Raw genomic sequence first — 18580 nt, 5'->3', positions numbered from 1 at the left:
ATAAACATGCCCGCAGACTGGAAACAAAGTGGCCTGCGCTGGTATTGGGTGGCTGTGTTGGCTTTTTTGGCTGACCAGCTGTCCAAACAGTGGGTATTGGGTAACTTCAAGCTGTATGAGTCGGTGCAGCTGTTGCCTTTTTTTAATCTGACCTATGTGCGCAACTACGGCGCAGCCTTCAGCTTCCTTAGTGATGCCGGTGGCTGGCAGCGTTGGTTGTTCACCGCCGTCGCCGTCGGCTTCAGTGTGTTGCTGACCGTTTGGCTTAGACGGCAATCGGCTGGATTGTGGCGCCTAAACCTGGCTTATACTCTGGTGATTGGCGGCGCGCTGGGAAATCTTGTCGATCGTCTGATGCATGGTTTTGTGGTGGATTTCCTCGATTTCTACTGGAAAACCAGCCACTATCCGGCATTCAATATCGCTGACTCGGCTATTTGTGTTGGCGCAGTCCTGATCATCTGGGATTCATTTTTCGGCGGTGACAAGGCCGCTTCCAAGCAGAATGAAGCCAAGGAGTAACGCAGATGTCTGATGTAAAATCCCTCTTGTGCCACCTGAATATCCTGCTGGAAGACGGTTCGACCGCCGACAGTACCAAAGCCTCCGGTAAACCTGCCAGGCTCAATATTGGCGACGGCAGTTTGAGCCCGGCGTTTGAAGCTGAGCTCCTTAAGCTGAAAACCGGCGATAATCACAGCTTTACCTTGGCCCCTGCCGATGCTTTCGGCGAGTCCAATCCCGATGCCATTCATCATCTGGATCGCAGCCGATTTCCGGCAGATATGACGCTGGAACCCGGTGTTATTGTCAGCTTTGCTGGCCCTGGCGGTAGTGAAATACCCGGAATCGTGCGGGAGATAGCCGGTGATTCTGTCACAGTCGATCTTAACCATCCGCTGGCGGGCCATCAGGTGACCTTCGAACTGGAAGTATTGCAGGAGCTTTGATATGTCAGTAGCAAAATCTACCGGTCTTAACATATTGCTGGCCAACCCCAGAGGCTTCTGTGCCGGTGTTGACCGGGCTATCAGCATAGTGGAACGGGCGCTGGAACTCTTTTCCCCGCCTATCTATGTGCGCCATGAAGTAGTGCATAACCGTTATGTAGTTGAAGATCTCAAGCAGCGCGGGGCGATTTTTGTCGATGAACTGGATCAGGTGCCCGACAACAGCATAGTGATTTTCAGTGCCCATGGGGTGTCGCAGGCGGTGCGCAATGAGGCCAAGCGTCGTGGTCTTAAGGTGTTTGATGCCACTTGTCCTCTGGTCACCAAGGTGCATTTGCAGGTGACTCGTGCCAGCCGCAAGGGGATTGAGTGCATTCTTATCGGTCATGCCGGCCATCCCGAAGTGGAAGGCACCATGGGGCAGTACGATAACCCGGAGGGCGGTGTTTATCTTATTGAGTCTCCGGCCGACGTGGATGCATTGCAGGTGAAAGAGCCGGACAACCTTTGCTTTGTTACCCAAACCACGCTGTCGGTGGATGATACCCTGGATATTATTGCCGCGCTGCAGAAGCGATTCCCTTCGATTGAAGGGCCCAGGAAAGACGATATCTGTTATGCGACCCAAAACCGTCAGGATGCGGTACGTAAAATGGCCCAGGATGTGGACTTGCTGATTGTGGTTGGCTCCAAAAACAGCTCCAACTCCAACAGACTGCGGGAACTGGCGCTCAAATCTGGCACTCAGGCCTATCTGGTCGATAATGCCGATGATGTAGAACGTGAGTGGTTTGATGGTGTCAGCAAGGTTGCGGTTACCGCCGGGGCTTCTGCTCCTGAGGTGTTGGTGCAGCAGGTTGTTGAGGCTATAGCCAAACTGGCGCCGAGCGTGGTGACCGAAGTGGAAGGGCGCAAGGAAGATACCGTATTTGCCGTGCCGGTTGAGCTAAGGTAAGAAACTGCGAGTTTATCGCGCTTAGTTAAGCGAACAGCATTTTAAAAAGAGGCTATCTAAGCCTCTTTTTTTTATGGAAAAAATACTTCTTATCAGGCTTGAATTTATTAGCGATACTTGTTACTGGCGATTTACATTCGACTCAACTATCATTAACAGGTATTATTGTTGCGTTTAGCTAACTATAAGATATTAAAGAACTAATAGGCTGAATTTATTGTCAAAAACATGGCGCTGTCTGGAGATTTGACACCTATGAAAAAACGCAGGGAGGGGTTCTCTCTGATTGAGGTTATGGTAGCGCTCGTCATTTTGGTGATAGGGCTTATCGGGATATTTAACTTACATATAGTAGCCAAGCGTGCCAGCTTTGAATCATTTCAACAGACTCAGGCGGCTTACTTTGCCAACGATATCCTCAATCGAATGAAGCTCAATAACAAGGTTTTGAGTAGTTATGAGGGCTCCTATGATGGGGGCGAAACTGCCCCGGCAAAATCCTGTGATGTGGGCCTTGGCGCCACTGTGACCTGCACTACTGCCGAGACTTTGGCTTGGGATCTTTACCAATGGCAGGAGCTCTTTACCGGCGCTGCTGAAAAGGCAGATAGCCGGAATGTCGGCGGCCTCGATAGCGCCACTGCTTGTCTGACTGTCGATGGCAGTGATGTCACTATCGTGATGGCATGGCGAGGCATTCAGGAAACCGCCGGCACCGCCTATGAAGCGACTGACTGCGGCGATAGCCTGGGGAAGCGTCGGCGGGTTTTTATCCTCAAGACTGTGATTAACCAAGGTTAAGGCGATGAGTGTGACAAATTCAAAGCAGTCGGGCTTTTCTCTGGTTGAACTCATGGTGGGCATGGTTATCAGCCTGTTTTTGACGCTAGGTTTGTTTGCCATGTTCAGTATGTCTGCCACCAATGTTACTACCACAGGGCAGTTCAATCAGTTGCAGGAAAATGGCCGTATCGCGCTGGCTATCATGGTGCCGGATCTGAGCCAGGTAGGTTTCTTCGGAGATATGACGGGTACAGACTTTGTGCTGGATACCAACACTCGGGTCGATAATACAGTTGGGACAGATTGCTCCGGCGAGGGGCTCAACAACGCCACTCTGCCTAATGATAAACCTGCCCACTTCAGACGTCTTTGGGGCTATGAGGCCGGGGTGAGTACCGGTTCACTGAGCTGTGTCAGTTCAGTGATTGATGGGACAGATGTGATTCAGATTAAACGTCTGGTGGGGCCTCCCGGTACCGGCGGTGGTTTTCGGGTAGCGACAACGGCCAGCCAGGCGGTGTTTTTTAACGATACAGATCCTGGCCTTGAAAACCAAAGGGTGTGGGAATATCAACACCATGTCTACTTTATCAAAGACAACAACGGCGTGCCGGTTCTGACCCGTAAATCACTTTCTAAAAGTGGAATGGATGTGGACGAACCCTTGGTCGAAGGCATAGAGAATATGCGCATTCTCTATGGGTTTGATGAGGATGGTGATGACACGGCCGATAGCTTTATGCCGGTGCAGAGTGTGACGGATCTAATGTGGGATAACCAGCTGTTTCAGCGAATTGTGGCCTTGAGAGTCTTTTTACTGGTACGTTCAGTTGCAGAGGACAAGGCATATACAAATGAGAATACCTATCAAATAGGTGATAAAACAATTACATACCCATGGCCAGACGAGAATGACAATGTAAAACCTGATCACTTCCGCCGTAAGGTGGTTTCGACCACTGTGGTACTTGAAAACCCGGTGTTGATAAGGAATTAAGTAGATGAAAATAAGGCAGCAGCGGGGAGTTGTACTTTTTTTTGCACTTATCCTCCTGATTATTTTGACCTTAATTGGTGTGGCACTGGCGGTTAACTCCAGTCAGTCGCTGCGCATGGCCGGCGCCGGTGCCGAGCGGGTGGAAGCCAAAGCCTTGGCCGATGGTGGGCTGCAGGCGGTATTGAACGCCAAGAGCCAGGCAGAATTGGCAACGATGACAGCGGTTGATGATGATAATAGTTTTTTGGGTGGTAGTCAGGTTTTGACACCTTTGCCATTGAAGAGTGATGGCACTGTGGACGCCAAGAATGTTGCCTGTCAACGGAGCAGAGCTGCCAGCGGTACAGATCTTATCAAGTGCCGGCGAGTTGAGGTTTCAAGCCAAGTGCAGTATGGGCGGGATAATCTTGGACAACTGACAGTTATCGAAGGGGTTGAGCAGGAAGTGCTTAACGGGAGCGGATCATGAAACTCAAAAAGTGTTTATGCGGTTTGTTGTTTGTGCTGGTGGGCTCTTCCGGGCAGGTTTCTGCCGATGATACAGACCTATACCTGATACCTCCTCCTAATCAAGGGCGAGCCAAGGTGTTGATTATCTTTGATAACTCAGCGTCCATGGATACTATAGAAACAGGAGTGCCAGGTGGGTATGATCCTACAAAAGAGTATCTTCCCGTAGGTTCTTCCCATTCCTATGATGAGCGGTTGATCTACTTTACCGTTGGCTCCGGAATGGATGAAAGCGCATTACCCGTACCGGACAGCCCCTCGGAGTCGCGCCGCTTCAATCAGCTTCTTAATGGTTGCGCTGTAGCCCAAGAAGCTCTGGATACTTATGGTCGTTTTACCGGTTATATCCGGGAGTTTGTGTTTTCCGGCAACGGCGCGGGTACTTGGCAACCTATTAAGGAAAACAGTGGTGCAGAAAGGAACAACCCGATTGATTGCTGGGAAGATATTGCAGGAGATAACGCAAGCAATAATGACGTGTATCCTAATGGCTACCCTCAAAATAGCGTTGGAAATAATAAAAATTATCAGCCATATGGTGGTACAGATGCTGCGGCGTTGGAAAATGCTGAAAAACTTGGCTTCAATCAAGGTGAGTTGGTAACTCTTTACACAGATAATTATCTACGTTGGTATACCCGCTATAAGAACGATTTACTGGATGATGTTCAGGATCTTAGCCGGTTGGATATTGCAAAAACTGCGATTTCCGGGGTGATTAGCTCTATGCCGTCGGTTGATTTCGGCCTGGCAGTATTTAATATGAATTATGATGTGGAAGGGCAGCGAGATGGCGGCCGAATCATTGCCGGTATTCGTAATCGCACCGCATCACAGAAAGACGTTCTGCTTAATACAATTGAAAATCTACCGGCTGAAACCAACACTCCACTTTGTGAAACTTTGTTTGAAGCCTATCAGTATTTCAGTGGTGGCCCCATTACTTTTGGTCATAGTGACTTTAAGTATGATGGGAATGGCATACATTACACTCCTAATCGACCCCCATACGATACAAATGTAGAGGATAATGGTAGTTACCTGTCTCCAATGAGTGTTTGTAGTGATATTGCTTATATCATTTATATTACCGATGGTGTGCCTACCTTGGATGCTTCGGCTAACGATAAGATTACTTCTCTTGTCAATGAGGCGAATGACGAGGGAAATTACTTTCCTTATACTTTCATAGGTAATAATGGCGAAGAAATCAGCTATCTGCCGGCGTTGGCCAGCTATATGGCGCATAACGATATACTGCCGGATACGGAAAAGTTTCAACGGGTGGTGACTCACACTATAGGCTTTGCGCTCGAGGAAGGTTCTGCCGCTGAGCCTTTGCTGGAAGAGACGGCCAGGAGAGGTAACGGCCATTATTATACCGCCAACAGTGTGGCCGATTTGCAGCAAGCCTTCAGTAATGTGCTTGACAGTATCACGGATGAAGGCCAAAGGTTTTCGGCGCCCGGGGTGGCCTTTAGTAATGCTGACCCAACTCGGACCCTGATGGTAACGATGTACAGGAAGGCGGGGCGGCCAGAACCATAGTGCCTGATAGCCGTACTATCTACAGTAACATCAAGGTAGGTGGTGACCTGGCAATTTTGAGTAAGAACCAGGCTTCCAGCTATGCCGGTGGTGACATTGACTTGTTGGCCCATATGAACATGAGTGTGGCCGCCGGTACTGAAAGCGCTGAGCTTGAAAAAGCCTTTGAGTGGATCAAGGGGAAAAATGTCGATATAGATGAAAATGACGAGTTTACCTCTGACGATTATAATGGGGTTCGCGGCGATATCATGGGTGACCCCATGCACTCGCAACCACTAGCCATTGATTTTAGTAGCGGTGATAGCACCAATGTGCGCATTTTCGTTGGCACCAACCATGGTATGTTGCATGCCTTTAAAGATACAGGTAGCAGTGTTGAAGAGAGTTGGGCCTTTATGCCCTATGAGTTTCTCAGTAATGTGCAGGAGCTCAGGGAGAACAGTTATGCCAATGGCCACAGTGTTTATGGCATAGATGGTTCGCCGGTTTCCTATTTGGAGCGCAATGAGTCGGGTGTTATTACCAAGGCCTGGCTATTCTTCGGTATGCGTCGGGGCGGGAGTGCTTACTATGGCTTCGATGTTACCGCACCGGATTCACCTATACTGATGTGGCGGATTGACAGCAGTAGCGCCGGTTTTGCAAACTTGGGACAAACTTGGTCGACACCTGTTGTGACTAAGGTGCCGGGTTTGGATACCCCTGTAGTGATTTTCGGTGGCGGTTACAATCTGGGCTATGACGCCAACACAGGCAGTAACTCAGATGGCCGCAATGTGTACCTGGTCAATGCCGAAACCGGGAAACTCGAGCATAGCTTTGGTGTTGATGGCAACACGGCTTTGACCGGCATAGAGCACAGTATTGCCGGTTCAATTGCCACCCTCGATAGCAACAGCGATGGCGCAACTGACAGGCTGTATGCCGCAGACCTTGGCGGTAATGTCTGGCGCATGGATATGCCCTCTGAAAATACAGCCAGTTGGAGTGGCTTTAAGTTTGCCTCTTTGGGAGGTGCGCTGGCTTCTTCTGATCGTCGTTTTTTCTATGAACCAGTGGTTGCTCAGACGGTATTTACCAATGTCACCCAGGTGACAGTGACAGATGCTGATGGTAATACCAGCACGACTACGGCCTATCAAAATGTACCTTACGATGCTGTGACTTTGGGCAGTGGTAACCGGGCCTCACCTTTGGACAGCGCCGTGGAGGATATGTTCTTTGTGCTACAGGATCGTCATGTGGTGACCAAGACTTTTGGCGGCTCCGGCGCGACTGTTCCTAGTCCCATTACCTTGACCAACCTCTATGACGTGACATCGGCGGCTCCGAGCAGCGACAGTGAGAATATTGAATTTGGTACCAAGCTGGGTTGGTTCCGTAATTTCTCCATTGCCGGGGAAAAGAGCCTGTCGCCTTCGGCCATTATTAAGGGTGACGTTTATTTCACCTCCTTTGTACCCGCGCAAACAACACCGGAAACAGCAGACAGTTGTCTTATCTCCTCGACTGGGCGTTTATACCGCTATGACCTGCATAAAGGTGGGCGTTACAATTATGAGTTTTTGGAAGTGTGTGAAGATTGTATTCCTCAGCCGCCCAAAATTATTACCCCGCCCAAAGATCCTGATGATCCGGATAATCCGGACAATCCAGATGCTGCCTTGATTATTGGTCGCGGTGAGTGTGATGAAACCGGTGAAAACTGTTCAGGTACAGTGGCATTGGAGACGGGTCTGACTACCAACAAGATTTATTACCATGTAAATGAGTAGGATAAGAGATGAAAAGACCAGCGGGTTTTACCCTGATAGAAGTCATGATCACTGTGGTCATTATCGGCATACTGGCGTCTATCGCTTATCCATCTTATGTGCAGTACATTGCCAAGAGTACTCGCTCCGAGGCTCATGCGGCCTTGATGCGACTGGCCAATCTGCAGGAGCAATACTATTTGGATAATCGCACTTATGCCACGGATATGACCAAACTGGGGCTCAATGCCAGTCCCTTTATTACTGAGAATGGTCATTACAGTATCGCGTCAACCGGCACCGCGGATTTCACCCTGACCGCAACGGCACAAGGAGCGCAGGCCAGCCGCGACAGTAAGTGTAAAACGCTGACCTTGACCGATGCCGGGATTAAAAGTGGTGCTTCAACGGAGTGTTGGAAATGATTAGATCAATTAAATATGGTTTGCTCCTGCTGCTGCCCGGTATGCTATTTACAGCCCAAGCCGCCGATCGGCAGGATGTTAAGTGTCACTTGATTACCAGTAAGGGAGAGCAAATCGCCTTTTATCGCTGGGACTTGGACAAGCAGCAGCTATTTATGGCACGTTTGAGCGGTAAGTCGTTAAAGGATGCCCGCGGTAAGCGTTACTTTATCAGGGAAGCCAGAGAGTGTGTGTTGCTCAAGGAAGCATTCAGCTCTGAGAAGGCCCGTAAGTTGGATGAGATGACTCTAAGATAACTTTCCCTAAGTCATGACACTTGAGCTTGTTCGGGTTAACAGCAATAGGCTCGTAATAGATCCTTCCAGGTCACTATACCGACAATTTCGCCGTCTTCCAGTACCGGCAGTGAACCTATATCTTTCTCCAATAAGAGCCTGGAAGCCTGCGCCAGGCCTACGTGGGGCGCAACGGTTACAGGGTTACGGCTCATTACTTGGTGTGCCCGCTTATTGAGGGTTTCCAGATCTCTGCTGCTGGCGGTATCGCTGCCAAGGTTGGGGCTTAAGGCTCGCAGCAGATCCCGCTCGGACAGGACGCCTTCCAGCTTGCCTTCATCATTCACTACCAGTAAGTGATGAAAGCCTGCATGATGAAATATCTCTTTGGCCACACTCAGGCGATCGTCCATTTCCACTGTGACAACCCGGGTGATCATGATATCGGCGATGCAGAGCTGCATAGGGATCCTCCATAACCTTTTCTTTGTTATATCAGAGCCCTGTCAATAATGCTAACTCAGAGCATTTTCATCTTGCTGATTGAGCTCCTGCAGATGGCAATCGATATAGCGGCTGCGTTTTTTGAACTTGAGTTTGTCCAAGTCTACCAGCACCAAGCCATCGATACAGTCGGCAAAGTCGGCATCCACTCCAAAGGCGAGGAAGCGCACCCCATCAGGCTGACAAAGTTCGCCGTATTGCTTGTAGAGAGTAGGCACAGCGGCTCCCATACTGGCAAGGGTCTGCTTGAGCTGTTTAAACGCGTCTTGATAATCTGAATCGATATAGAGTTTGTCCAGCTCAGTCTGGCGCTCAGGTGACAGACCAAAAGGCGCGAAAGACTGTGCCAGTTGTGTTTTACAGGGAAACTGCTGCAGGTAGAAGTGTACTAACATCTCCTTGGCTGGTGCCGGCAGTTGGTTGCTTATGGTCACCGGCCCGAACAGATAGCGGTAGCCGGGATGACGAGCCAGAAAGGCACCTATGCCGTACCAGAGGTAATCGAGACTGCGCTTTCCCCAATATTTAGGTTGCACAAAGCTGCGGCCGAGTTCCAGGCCCTTGGCGAAATAGGGCGCAAATTCTGTTTGATAGTGAAACAGTGACTCACTGTAGAGGCTTTCTCCGGCGCTGTGCAAGTTCGCAACTTCGGCAAAGCGGTAGGCGCCGACTATTTCCAGCTCCTTGGGATCCCAGAGTACCAGGTGCAGATAACTGGAGTCGTACTTGTCTATGTCTCTGCGTTTTCCCGTACCTTCACCCACGGCGCGAAAAGCCAGTTCCCGCAGCCGACCTATTTCCCGCATCACAGGGCTGCAGCCCTGATGGCGGTAGAGGAAAATCTGCTTGTCATCCTGAGTTTGACCAAGTTGTTCGCACTGCAGTAAAGCCTGTTGCAATTCACGACGTTTTTCCGGATGGGCGATGGCGCTTTGGGTGTTGAACAGTGGGCTGCGGTTCTTGCCGATGCGATAGAGGTGGTTCTTCAGCAGACTGACCCGGGTTTTGAGCGGGAAGTCACTGCCGCTGACCGCTTCTGCCGGGATAAGCTCGCCGATACGCACCGGCAAAGTGTTACTGGCTTGTTTAAACATCTCCTTGACCAATAGCAGAGTAGCCAAAGGTTTATATAACATGGAAGCGCCGTAAAAGGTGGCCGAGTTCTTGGCATCGACATACATGGGCAGCAGCGGCGCATTGCAGCTGATAGCCATCTTCAGGAAGCCGGTCTGCCACTGTGTATCGCGAATGCCGTTTGGTCTGAGCCGGGAAACCTCACCCGATGGAAAAATGAGCAAGGCGCCTTCACTGCGCAGATGCTGATGGATCTTCTCCAGGTGTTGTCTGGGGGTTCCGCCAGTCATATTGCGAACCGGCAGCAGGATGTTGTGCAGTGGCGTCAGTGTCATCAGCAGCTCGTTGGCAACCACTTTAATGTCAGGCCTGACTTCGCTGATAAGTTTTATCAGCACCAGAGCATCCAGCGAACCTATCGGATGATTGGCGAAGATAACGACCCGGCCCTGATGGGGAATGTTTTCCACCTCACTGTCCGGCACCGTATAGCTGACGGCAAAGCTTTCCAGCACTTGTTCAACAAAATCCACGCCCTTGAGAAAACTGAATTGGCCAGCGATATCATTGCACTCCCGCTCATTGAGCAGATAACGCAGTAAGGCCTTGGTTGGCTTGGCGAGCCAAGGCTTGCTGTTGATATTGGGCAGATTGGATTCCACGACTTTATCGACGGTAAACATCATAATGGGGTACCTGATTTAAGCAGCTTGTTGTTCTTGTCCCTGCCAGGCGAAGCGTTTCAGTACTTCGGTCCGGCCCAGTTGTTCATTCCAGCGCTCGAGTTGCAGTTCGCCCTCGAGGGTTTCAGTCAATAGGGTGCAGTTCTCTACCCAGTCACCATCATTGGCATAGATAAAGCCGCTCATTTCCGTGAGCTCAGGCTGGTGAATATGACCACAGATGATGCCGTCCACCTTCTGTTTGCGACCATAGCGCACCACGGCTTCGCGAAAACTGTTGATGGCTTGTTGAGCCTTGCCGACTCTTTGCTTGATAAAGCCGGCCAAAGACCAATAGGGATAACCGAGACGGCGGCGAACCTTGTGCAGATGGCGGTTAAGAAACATCAAGACATCGTAGAGGTGATCGCCGAGACGGGCGGTGATACGGCCGATACAGACTTCGGAGTCAAACTGATCGCCATGCAGCATTAGCAGGGTTTTGCCGCTCAGGGTTTGATGTCGGTACTCTTTGCTGATAATGACATCGGCGAGTTGCAGCTGGTGGTAGTCCTTAAACAGCTCGTCATGGTTGCCGGGCAGATACACAAGTTTGATGCCGCTCTGCGCCATCTGCAGCAGTTTTTGCAGCAGTTGGTTGTGACTCTCGGGCCAGAATACCCGGCGTTTGAGGGCCCAGATGTCGACTATGTCCCCCACCAAATACAGCACCTTGGGCTGAACGCTGTTTAGGAAATGCAACAGGTATTCGGCCTTGCAGTCAATGCTGCCCAGGTGAATATCCGAGAGCCAGAGGGCGTTGAGCTTGGTGACAGACTCGGCTGCGCGGCGGGAGTATGGGTGAAATGTCGATGGTTTGTTGACCAATGACTTGCTGCCTTTCATCGCGGCTCCTGGATAAAACCAGTGAAACGGGTTTGACTGTGAAAGACTCTAAGTCAGCTATTTGACCTTGAAGTGACGTCTTGATGACCTTATTGTGACGTCCTGGAACTTGCCTCGATATCATTGGGCAATATGATGCGAAACTCGCTGCCATGCCCCGGCGCACTGATCAGACGGATCTCGCCGCCAAGCACTTGAGTCACCAGGTTATAAACTATGTTCATTCCCAGACCACTGCCGCCTTGACCACGTTTGGTGGTAAAAAAGGGAACAAAAATATTCTGTTGTACCTCGGTATTCATGCCGCAGCCATCGTCACGATAGACAAGCTCTATACCACAATCGCTACGGTTGACATCAAGCGACATCTGTCCCTCGCTTCCTTCTGGAAAGGCGTGTACCAGCGAATTGGTAAACAGGTTGCTGATAATTTGGTAAAAGACGCCCGGAGTGGCGTAGAGGGTGATATCGGCCGGACATTGATAGCTGTACTTGTGCGGTGAGCGGTGCAGCATGGGGTTGAGCGACAGGAAAATCTCATCCAGATAGTGCCCCAGGTTAAATTCCCGCAGTTCTTCATGGGACTGATCGACGGAGAGTTGTTTGAAGCTGCGGATCAGCTTGGCGGCGCGCTCCAGGTTGGTCAGCATCAGACGGCTGCAGTCGACCACTTCATTCTGGTACTGTTCGAAATCCTGCTGATCGACATCCTCGGCGTAAAAGCGTTTGTTGAAGGCTTTAACATTCTCCGCCAGATGCGAAGCCGCGGTGACACAGATACCTATGGGAGTGTTGACTTCATGGGTGATGCTGGCAACCAGACCACCCAGAGTGGCCATTTTCTCCTTATCCAGCAGTTCAGACTGCGCCAGTTGTAACGCTTCCAGGGTGTGGTTCAGTTCATCATTGCTCTGTTGCAGCGCTTCAGTGCGCTGTTTAACCCTCAGCTCCAACTCCTGATTGAAGCGGCGCAGTGCCGATTCGGTTTCTTTCAGTTTCTGAATATCCTTGATGGTTCCTGTAATCCTTAAAGGGCGCCCCTTTTGATCCCTGGTCATGACCCGGCCACGATTGAGTACCCAAAGCCAGCGCTCATCACGGGTTTTGCCGCGATAGCTGAGTTCAAATTCTTGCCGGCCTTTATGAAGGCAGGCATCAATCTCGGGCCAGATGAGCGGCAAGTCCTCTGGATGGACACAGCGCTCCAGCGTATCTTTCAGGTGGGTTTCGGGCTCGGGATACCAGAGAAATGCGTTATTGCGATTGGCCTCCTGTGCCTGCAAATCCCAATCCCAAAACTCATCGCCACTGCCGATAAGTGCCAGTTGCAGCTTTTGCTCGCTGCTCGCCACCTGTTGCAGCAGTTTTCGTTGCTCAATAAACTTCTGCCACCTGTTATAGGCAAAGCCAAATATCAGGCTCAGCAACAATAAGCTGTAAATAGTATAAGCCCAGGGGCTTTGCCAGGGCCTGGGGGTTATGCTCAGCTGCAGGCTCTGCGCCGGGCTGGTATTGCCGTCAATATCCACGGCTCTGACCATAAAGCGATAGTCACCGGGTTTGAGCGCCGGAAAGAAGGCGGTTCTGGCCCCCCGGGTATTGAGCCACTCCTGCTGCATGCCTTCGAGTTTGTATTGATACTCAAGATGCCTGGCGTGATGCAGGTTCGGACTGTGGAATTTGAGACTCAGCGGCAAGGCATCAACCCCCAGAACCAGTTTCTGTCGGCTCCAGGGTTTTGGTGCGTGTTCTTGTGTCTGCCCCAGCGCCTGCAGTTCATCTATGATCGGCTGCTCAGGTGGTTTCCTTGCGGTTATAGCGGGGGGCTGAATATGGTTGAGGCCTTTTACACCGCCGAGAAACAAGCTACCGTCCCGATCGAGAAACCCGGCACCAAAGTTGAACTCGTTGGCTTGCAAGCCATCTTCATAAGCAAAATTCCGGCTTGTGCCTGCTGCGGGATCCAGCCATGACAGGCCGCTGGCGCTGCCAATCCAGAGTTTGTTGTCGGCATCATGTTGCATCAGGTAGGCGACATCGCCTATCAGGCCGTGTTGGCGGTCAAACATTTGATACTGCCCGCTATGTGGGGTGAATGAAAATACGCCGTCGCTGGACGCTATCCATAACTGTCCATCCGGGTGTTGATAGATGGAAAACAGGTGCTTGCTGGGTAGAGGAATTTCAGTATCTGTGGACCAATGAGATACACTGCCATCCGGCTTGAGCCTGAATAGGCCTTCACCGTAACTGGTGATCCAGATATTGCCGCCGTCATCCTCCAGTATCGAGGTGGTTTCTGTTTTGGGCAGTGGCGTGGCATCCGGCGCGGCAAAGCCTTTTTCGATACCAAGATAACGGCTGACTCCGGCTTCTTTGGTGGCTATCCAGGCGATGCCACTTTGATCAAAGGTTAAACTGTAGAGGGTGTTGGCCGGTAGTGAGCCAGGTTCATTGGCCTGATGGCGATAGTGCAGATAGCTGTCGCGCTCGGCATTGAAGATCAGTAAGCCTTCGCCCCGGGTGCCAATCCACAGCCGGCCCTGACTGTCTTCTTTGATAAAACCGATAAAGGCCTTATCCAGCAGTTGGCTTGCCAGCGGCGAGGGTTTGAAGCCTTGAATTTTGCCCGAGTCAGACTCCAGTGCCTGATAAAGGCCGCTGGCGGTGCCGACCCAGAGTTGCCCCAGATGATCGCGAAAAATCGCTCTGACATCGCCATTACCCAGGTTGTGGCTTTCGAAACTGTTGGGGAGCAGTTTTCCCATGGCTTCCTGATTGAGATCCAGCTTACCGAGACCGGCTCCCTTGGTTGCTATCCAAAGTTGGTTGCTGTCATCCAGATGCAGCGTCTGAATGGTCTTGCCATCGCTGTTTGGTTGCCAAAGAAGCTCCCGGGTTTGAGGTGTAAACCGCACTAGACCGAATTTATCCACCGCCAACCAGAGCCGTTGCTGTGGATCCAAAACCATATGTCGAATGCCGGCATCGCCAAGTTGGTTGATGGAGTAAGGTACAACTTCGGTTCCCAAAGACCAGTGCCAGAGTGCTCCTTTGCCCGCGAGCCATAAACTGCCGTCTTTGGCCTGTATCAGAGACTCGACTTGAGCAAGTGCTGGCAATATTGTCATCTGTTGCCATGACTTGCTGTCATCCAGCTGCCAGAGCGAGTCTCCTGCAAGATACAAGTCGCCGGAAGGCGTTGCATAAAACCTCAGTTGTGAAACGGCATTGGTCTGAAGCTGCTGGCTACCCAGGCGTTGGCGGCGTTTGGGGTCGTAGCGCCAAACCTTGGCATCATCCATCAGCAGCCAGAGCATGCCTTGCTTGTCTTCTGCCAGCTCGCGGATCCCGGTCAGCGGCAGATCGGCTTCGGCACCCAATATTTCAAAGCGACCACTGTCCGGATGATAAAGATTCAAGCCATCACTCAAGGTCAGCAACCACAGCTCATCTTGGCTTGAAAACAGCAACCTTTCAATGTGATTGCCACTGGGACCGTAGGGGGCGTCTTGCTTACTGTAGAGCCTGAAGTGTTCACCATCGAAACGGTTCAATCCGGCTTGAGTGGCTATCCAAAGATGACCGCGATCATCTGTGGCGAGGTCATTGACAGTATTCATCGACAAGCCGTCTTCGGCCTGAAATTGCTCAAGGACGGGGCGATAGCCCAATGACGGCGTCAGGCTATCGAGACACCAAAGTGCCGTAAAAAGGAGTAGAAGCGCAGAGATTTTCACCGAAAAGCCTCAAAAACGAACTTTTTTCAGTGTAGATGCTGGTGGCTCAAATGCGAATTTTGTCAGCACATTCTAGTGCTTATAAATAAAACGGCCACATGTAGCGGCCGTTGTCGTGAAGTCCGGTTAAATGGCTTTTAGAACAGTAGATGTGCCATCCCGGCAATGACAGGCAGGGTGACCAGGGTACGCAGCAGGAAGACTGCGAACAGCTCCCAAATTTTCACTGGTATCTTGCTGCCGATAAGCAAGGCGCCTACTTCACTCATGTAGATCAATTGGGTGACCGACAGCGCCGCAATCACAAAGCGTGTCATGTCGGCTTCTATGCTGGTGGCCAGAATTGAGGGGATAAACATATCGGCAAAGCCAACGACTATGGTCTTGGAGGCCTGGGTGGCTTCGGGAATTTGCATCAATTCCAACAGCGGAATAAAAGGCATGCCGAGATAGTCAAATACCGGGGTGTATTCGGCGATGACCAAAGCTATGGTGCCTATAGCCATTACGACAGGGAGCACCCCGAAGATCATATCGATGACATTCTTTATCCCTTCGGAGAGCACCTTGAATATACCGCCGGTATTGGCTGCCTTGGTGAGCGCCAGATCCAGCCCCCAGGACAGGGAGTTATGGCCTTCGGGCAGCGACTCATCATCTTTCTGCCTGGGGCTGCCATCAACATAGACATCTTTCTTGCGTGACAGCGGCGGCAACTTGGGTACAACTATGGCGGCAACAATACCGGCCAGGCAGACGGTCAGGTAAAAGGGCACAAACATCGCCTGCAGTTTTACTTGAGTGAGCACCACAAGGGTAAAGGTGATGGAGACTGCCGAGAAGGTAGTGCCGATAACCGCCGCTTCACGTTGGGTGTAGAAGCGGTTTTCATACTGCTTACTGGTTAGCAGAATACCGACACTGCCATCCCCGAGCCAAGAGGCCATGCAGTCGATGGCGCTGCGTCCCGGCAGGTTGAACACCGGCCGCATCAATTTGGTCAACAAGGTACCGAAGAGTTCCAGCAGGCCAAAGTTGAGCAATAAAGGCAGGAACATACCGGCAAAAAAGAACACGCAGAAGAGCAGCGGCAGCAGGTCATTCATCACCAAGGCGCCGGTGGAATCCGCTCTGAGCATCTCTGGGCCAACCTGGAAGAAGGTCAGGCAGATAAATATAGCTCCCAACACTCTGACCAAGAGCCAGGCAGGGCTGATATTCAACAGGGAATTGAGAAACTTGCTGTGGCGAACGAAGCCGGGACGAAGGAGTTTTACCAACACACTGGCCGTGGCCATAAATACCACTATGGCGCAAATTATGCCGGTCAAATAATCATTGAGCAAACTTTTGAGTTCACCGGCCAACACAGCTACAGGGATCGTCAGTTCGTTGTTATAACTGATAGGTGTCATAAAGAGTAAGACACCGAGCAGAGATGGCACCAGGAAGGTGAGTATGGTTGCTATGTTGCGGGGTTGTTTTTCGCTTGCCACGTTTGTTACACCCTGAATTTACACTAATGAATGAGTAAAAAATTACTCGCCAGGGGCAATATTGGCTTTGGATGCATTTTCATTCAGCCAGCCCCAGAATTTAAGGGGGCAAGATTACCCCCTTAATGCGGCTATGTAAATTCATTCGCTGTCAGTTCTGTCTCTTTGATCACAACAGCATAGTTATTAGCAGTCTTTGCGTAATTATTGTTTGAGCAGTTCCTAATGAAAAAGTCTTCAAAAATAAATAGTTAAATAATTGTTGCTCAAGCCGGATCCGGGCTTGAGCGTTAACCGAAGGTTTGTCTCAGATTTAGTGACCTGTCGGCACTGGCCTTTAATTGCAATACGGCTTGCTCTACTTGACCTAGGGCAGAAACGTTGTCATTGGTGGCGCCATGAATCATCTGGATGCCGTTTGCTATTTCCTGTACCACTTGCCCCTGCTGGGTGGCTGCCACGGCATTTTGTCTGGCGAGATCGTGTATTTCACTCATTCCCTGGTTAACTGTGTTGATGGACTCAACTGCCGATAATGCTTCGGTTGCACATTTCTGTGCTTGCTGTCTACTGGCTTCCATCTCAGTGGCCCACTTGGTCAGCATGTTGAACATAGTCTCTATGCTGGCTGAAATGCTTTTGGTGGACTCTTGGGTGCGAGCCGACAAGGCTCTGACCTCGTCGGCGACCACGGCAAAGCCGCGTCCTTGCTCACCGGCTCTGGCTGCTTCTATGGCCGCATTGAGGGCCAGTAGATTGGTTTGATCGGCAATGGCATCGATTTCCGACATGGCATTGGCAACCTGCTGAGCTTCATCGTTCAGATGCTTGGCATTGGAAGCCGCTCTGGCTACATCATCGGCCAGGTGGAGAATATGTTCGCTGTTCTGATGCATCACATCTCGGCTTTGGCGGCAGAGACCATAAGCCTCATCTATACGGCCAGAAGTTGCTCGGGTATTGTCGGCTACCTCGCTGATAGTAGCGTGCAACTCTTCAATGGCGCTGGCAATTTGATGCATCTGTTGCTGCTCCAGATCCATACCGACTCTGGCCTGCTCGGTGGCCACCACTAATTGAGCGGCAATATCATTGGTTTTAAGCGCCTGATCCTGAGTCCGGCCCAATACGCCTTGAAGCATGGCAGCTTTACGTTGTAACTGGAATTCGAGCACTGATGAGGTATCGTGCCCGGCATAGATGAAGCGACTGACAGAGTCGTACTCTTGCTTGAGTGTTATCAGTCGGGCGGGAATACGAAAGGCTTCGTCATAGAAGATTGCCAGATTGAGCGCCATCAGTATGGCTCCGGCCAACATCACGCCCCAACCCCAAATATAACCACAGAGCAGCAGACCTGCCCCGGCCATCAGTGCTGAAAGTAAGCGTTTTTGTGTCAGCGTCAGTGGATCTTTAACTACTTTCCCTTGGTTCAGGCGGCGGTAAACTTTGATGGCCCGCTTAACAGTCTCTTGGCTTGGCTTAACTCTGACGGATTGATAACCAATGATTTTTCCTTGCTCAAAGATAGGAGACACGAAAGCATCGACCCAATAAAAGCCACCGTCTTTACAACGATTTTTGACCAACCCTCGCCAGGATTGGCCAGCCTTGAGGCATTGCCACATTTCGGTAAAGGCCAACTTGGGCATATCGGGATGGCGAACCAGGTTGTGACTGTGGCCCAATAACTCGGCTTCAGAGAAACCCGATATCTTGGCAAAGGCAGGATTGACGTAAGTGATAACGCCGCGAAGATCTGTAGTAGAGATGAGTTCGTCGGTGGATTGCAGACAGACTTCCCTGTCTGTAGTGGTGGAATTCCTTCTGGACATCTTTATTCCGGCTCAGAGTTAGTGGCCCTATGTCGATCCGGGCCTTATTATTACTTTAAGTGTGATAAGCATAACATTTTTGTGGTTATTGGAGTGAGTGCTTTTTTGACAAATATTCTAGAAACCAGTATTTGCATATCATTGATATGAATACTAATTGTAA

16 protein-coding genes are annotated in these 18580 nt (G+C 50.7%); 10 read left to right on the top strand and 6 right to left on the bottom strand.

The window, feature by feature from the left end:
* Positions 1 to 6 precede the first annotated feature (6 nt).
* The 10 genes from lspA (at position 7) to WKR14_RS14840 (ending at position 8221) form a co-directional block, all read left to right on the top strand.
* A complete protein-coding gene (gene lspA / locus WKR14_RS14885) occupies positions 7 to 522 on the top strand; it encodes a signal peptidase II (protein WP_101055523.1) in 516 nt (171 codons plus the stop codon).
* A gap of 5 nt (positions 523 to 527) precedes the next feature.
* Positions 528 to 950 (top strand): FKBP-type peptidyl-prolyl cis-trans isomerase, encoded by a 423-nt coding sequence (gene fkpB, locus WKR14_RS14880; protein WP_025887209.1) that lies wholly within the window; start codon positions 528 to 530, stop codon positions 948 to 950.
* 1 nt (position 951) lies between these two features.
* Entirely contained in the window at positions 952 to 1905 is a 954-nt protein-coding gene (gene ispH, locus WKR14_RS14875; RefSeq protein WP_039034882.1) for a 4-hydroxy-3-methylbut-2-enyl diphosphate reductase, read from the top strand.
* 255 nt (positions 1906 to 2160) lie between these two features.
* On the top strand, positions 2161 to 2706 hold the full coding sequence (pilV, locus tag WKR14_RS14870; RefSeq protein WP_226564511.1) for a type IV pilus modification protein PilV: 546 nt from the start codon (positions 2161 to 2163) through the stop codon (positions 2704 to 2706).
* Between the two features lie 4 nt (positions 2707 to 2710).
* Positions 2711 to 3685, top strand: a complete 975-nt coding sequence (locus tag WKR14_RS14865) for a PilW family protein (protein WP_339086688.1) — start codon at positions 2711 to 2713, stop codon at positions 3683 to 3685.
* A gap of 10 nt (positions 3686 to 3695) precedes the next feature.
* Positions 3696 to 4154 carry a PilX N-terminal domain-containing pilus assembly protein gene (locus WKR14_RS14860; protein WP_039034932.1) on the top strand — a complete coding sequence of 153 codons (459 nt, stop codon included), beginning with the start codon at positions 3696 to 3698 and terminating at the stop codon, positions 4152 to 4154.
* On the top strand, positions 4151 to 5743 hold the full coding sequence (locus WKR14_RS14855) for a hypothetical protein (protein WP_339086686.1): 1593 nt from the start codon (positions 4151 to 4153) through the stop codon (positions 5741 to 5743). The genes WKR14_RS14860 and WKR14_RS14855 overlap by 4 nt, the downstream gene beginning before the upstream one ends.
* Positions 5743 to 7521 carry a pilus assembly protein gene (locus WKR14_RS14850; protein ID WP_339086684.1) on the top strand — a complete coding sequence of 593 codons (1779 nt, stop codon included), beginning with the start codon at positions 5743 to 5745 and terminating at the stop codon, positions 7519 to 7521. Before WKR14_RS14855 ends, WKR14_RS14850 begins: the two co-directional genes overlap by 1 nt.
* An 8-nt stretch (positions 7522 to 7529) precedes the next feature.
* Positions 7530 to 7925 (top strand): type IV pilin protein, encoded by a 396-nt coding sequence (locus WKR14_RS14845; RefSeq protein ID WP_039034878.1) that lies wholly within the window; start codon positions 7530 to 7532, stop codon positions 7923 to 7925.
* A complete protein-coding gene (locus WKR14_RS14840) occupies positions 7922 to 8221 on the top strand; it encodes a TapY2 family type IVa secretion system protein (RefSeq protein ID WP_101055534.1) in 300 nt (99 codons plus the stop codon). The genes WKR14_RS14845 and WKR14_RS14840 overlap by 4 nt, the downstream gene beginning before the upstream one ends.
* Before the next feature lie 35 nt (positions 8222 to 8256).
* Here WKR14_RS14840 and WKR14_RS14835 read toward each other — a convergent pair whose 3' ends face one another.
* The 6 genes from WKR14_RS14835 to WKR14_RS14810 form a co-directional block, all read right to left on the bottom strand.
* Positions 8257 to 8664: a CBS domain-containing protein gene (locus WKR14_RS14835; RefSeq protein WP_071477011.1), complete on the bottom strand. Its 408-nt coding sequence runs from the start codon at positions 8662 to 8664 to the stop codon at positions 8257 to 8259.
* Positions 8665 to 8715: 51 nt separating this feature from the next.
* Complete coding sequence (locus tag WKR14_RS14830) at positions 8716 to 10464, bottom strand: lysophospholipid acyltransferase family protein (RefSeq protein ID WP_339086680.1); 1749 nt, start codon at positions 10462 to 10464, stop codon at positions 8716 to 8718.
* 15 nt (positions 10465 to 10479) lie between these two features.
* Complete coding sequence (locus WKR14_RS14825) at positions 10480 to 11346, bottom strand: UDP-2,3-diacylglucosamine diphosphatase (protein ID WP_165565419.1); 867 nt, start codon at positions 11344 to 11346, stop codon at positions 10480 to 10482.
* An 89-nt stretch (positions 11347 to 11435) separates the two neighbouring features.
* Entirely contained in the window at positions 11436 to 15086 is a 3651-nt protein-coding gene (locus tag WKR14_RS14820) for a two-component regulator propeller domain-containing protein (protein ID WP_339086677.1), read from the bottom strand.
* 137 nt (positions 15087 to 15223) lie between these two features.
* Positions 15224 to 16582 carry a YjiH family protein gene (locus WKR14_RS14815; protein WP_101055539.1) on the bottom strand — a complete coding sequence of 453 codons (1359 nt, stop codon included), beginning with the start codon at positions 16580 to 16582 and terminating at the stop codon, positions 15224 to 15226.
* Positions 16583 to 16872: 290 nt separating this feature from the next.
* Positions 16873 to 18417 carry a methyl-accepting chemotaxis protein gene (locus WKR14_RS14810; protein ID WP_101055549.1) on the bottom strand — a complete coding sequence of 515 codons (1545 nt, stop codon included), beginning with the start codon at positions 18415 to 18417 and terminating at the stop codon, positions 16873 to 16875.
* Between the last annotated feature and the right edge of the window lie 163 nt (positions 18418 to 18580).

It is taken from the genome of Shewanella chilikensis, assembly GCF_037953065.1.
In the GTDB taxonomy this organism is placed as follows: Bacteria; Pseudomonadota; Gammaproteobacteria; order Enterobacterales; family Shewanellaceae; genus Shewanella; species Shewanella chilikensis.
Note: the sequence above shows the minus strand (reverse complement) of the source record. Positions and strands in the feature narration are given on the sequence as shown.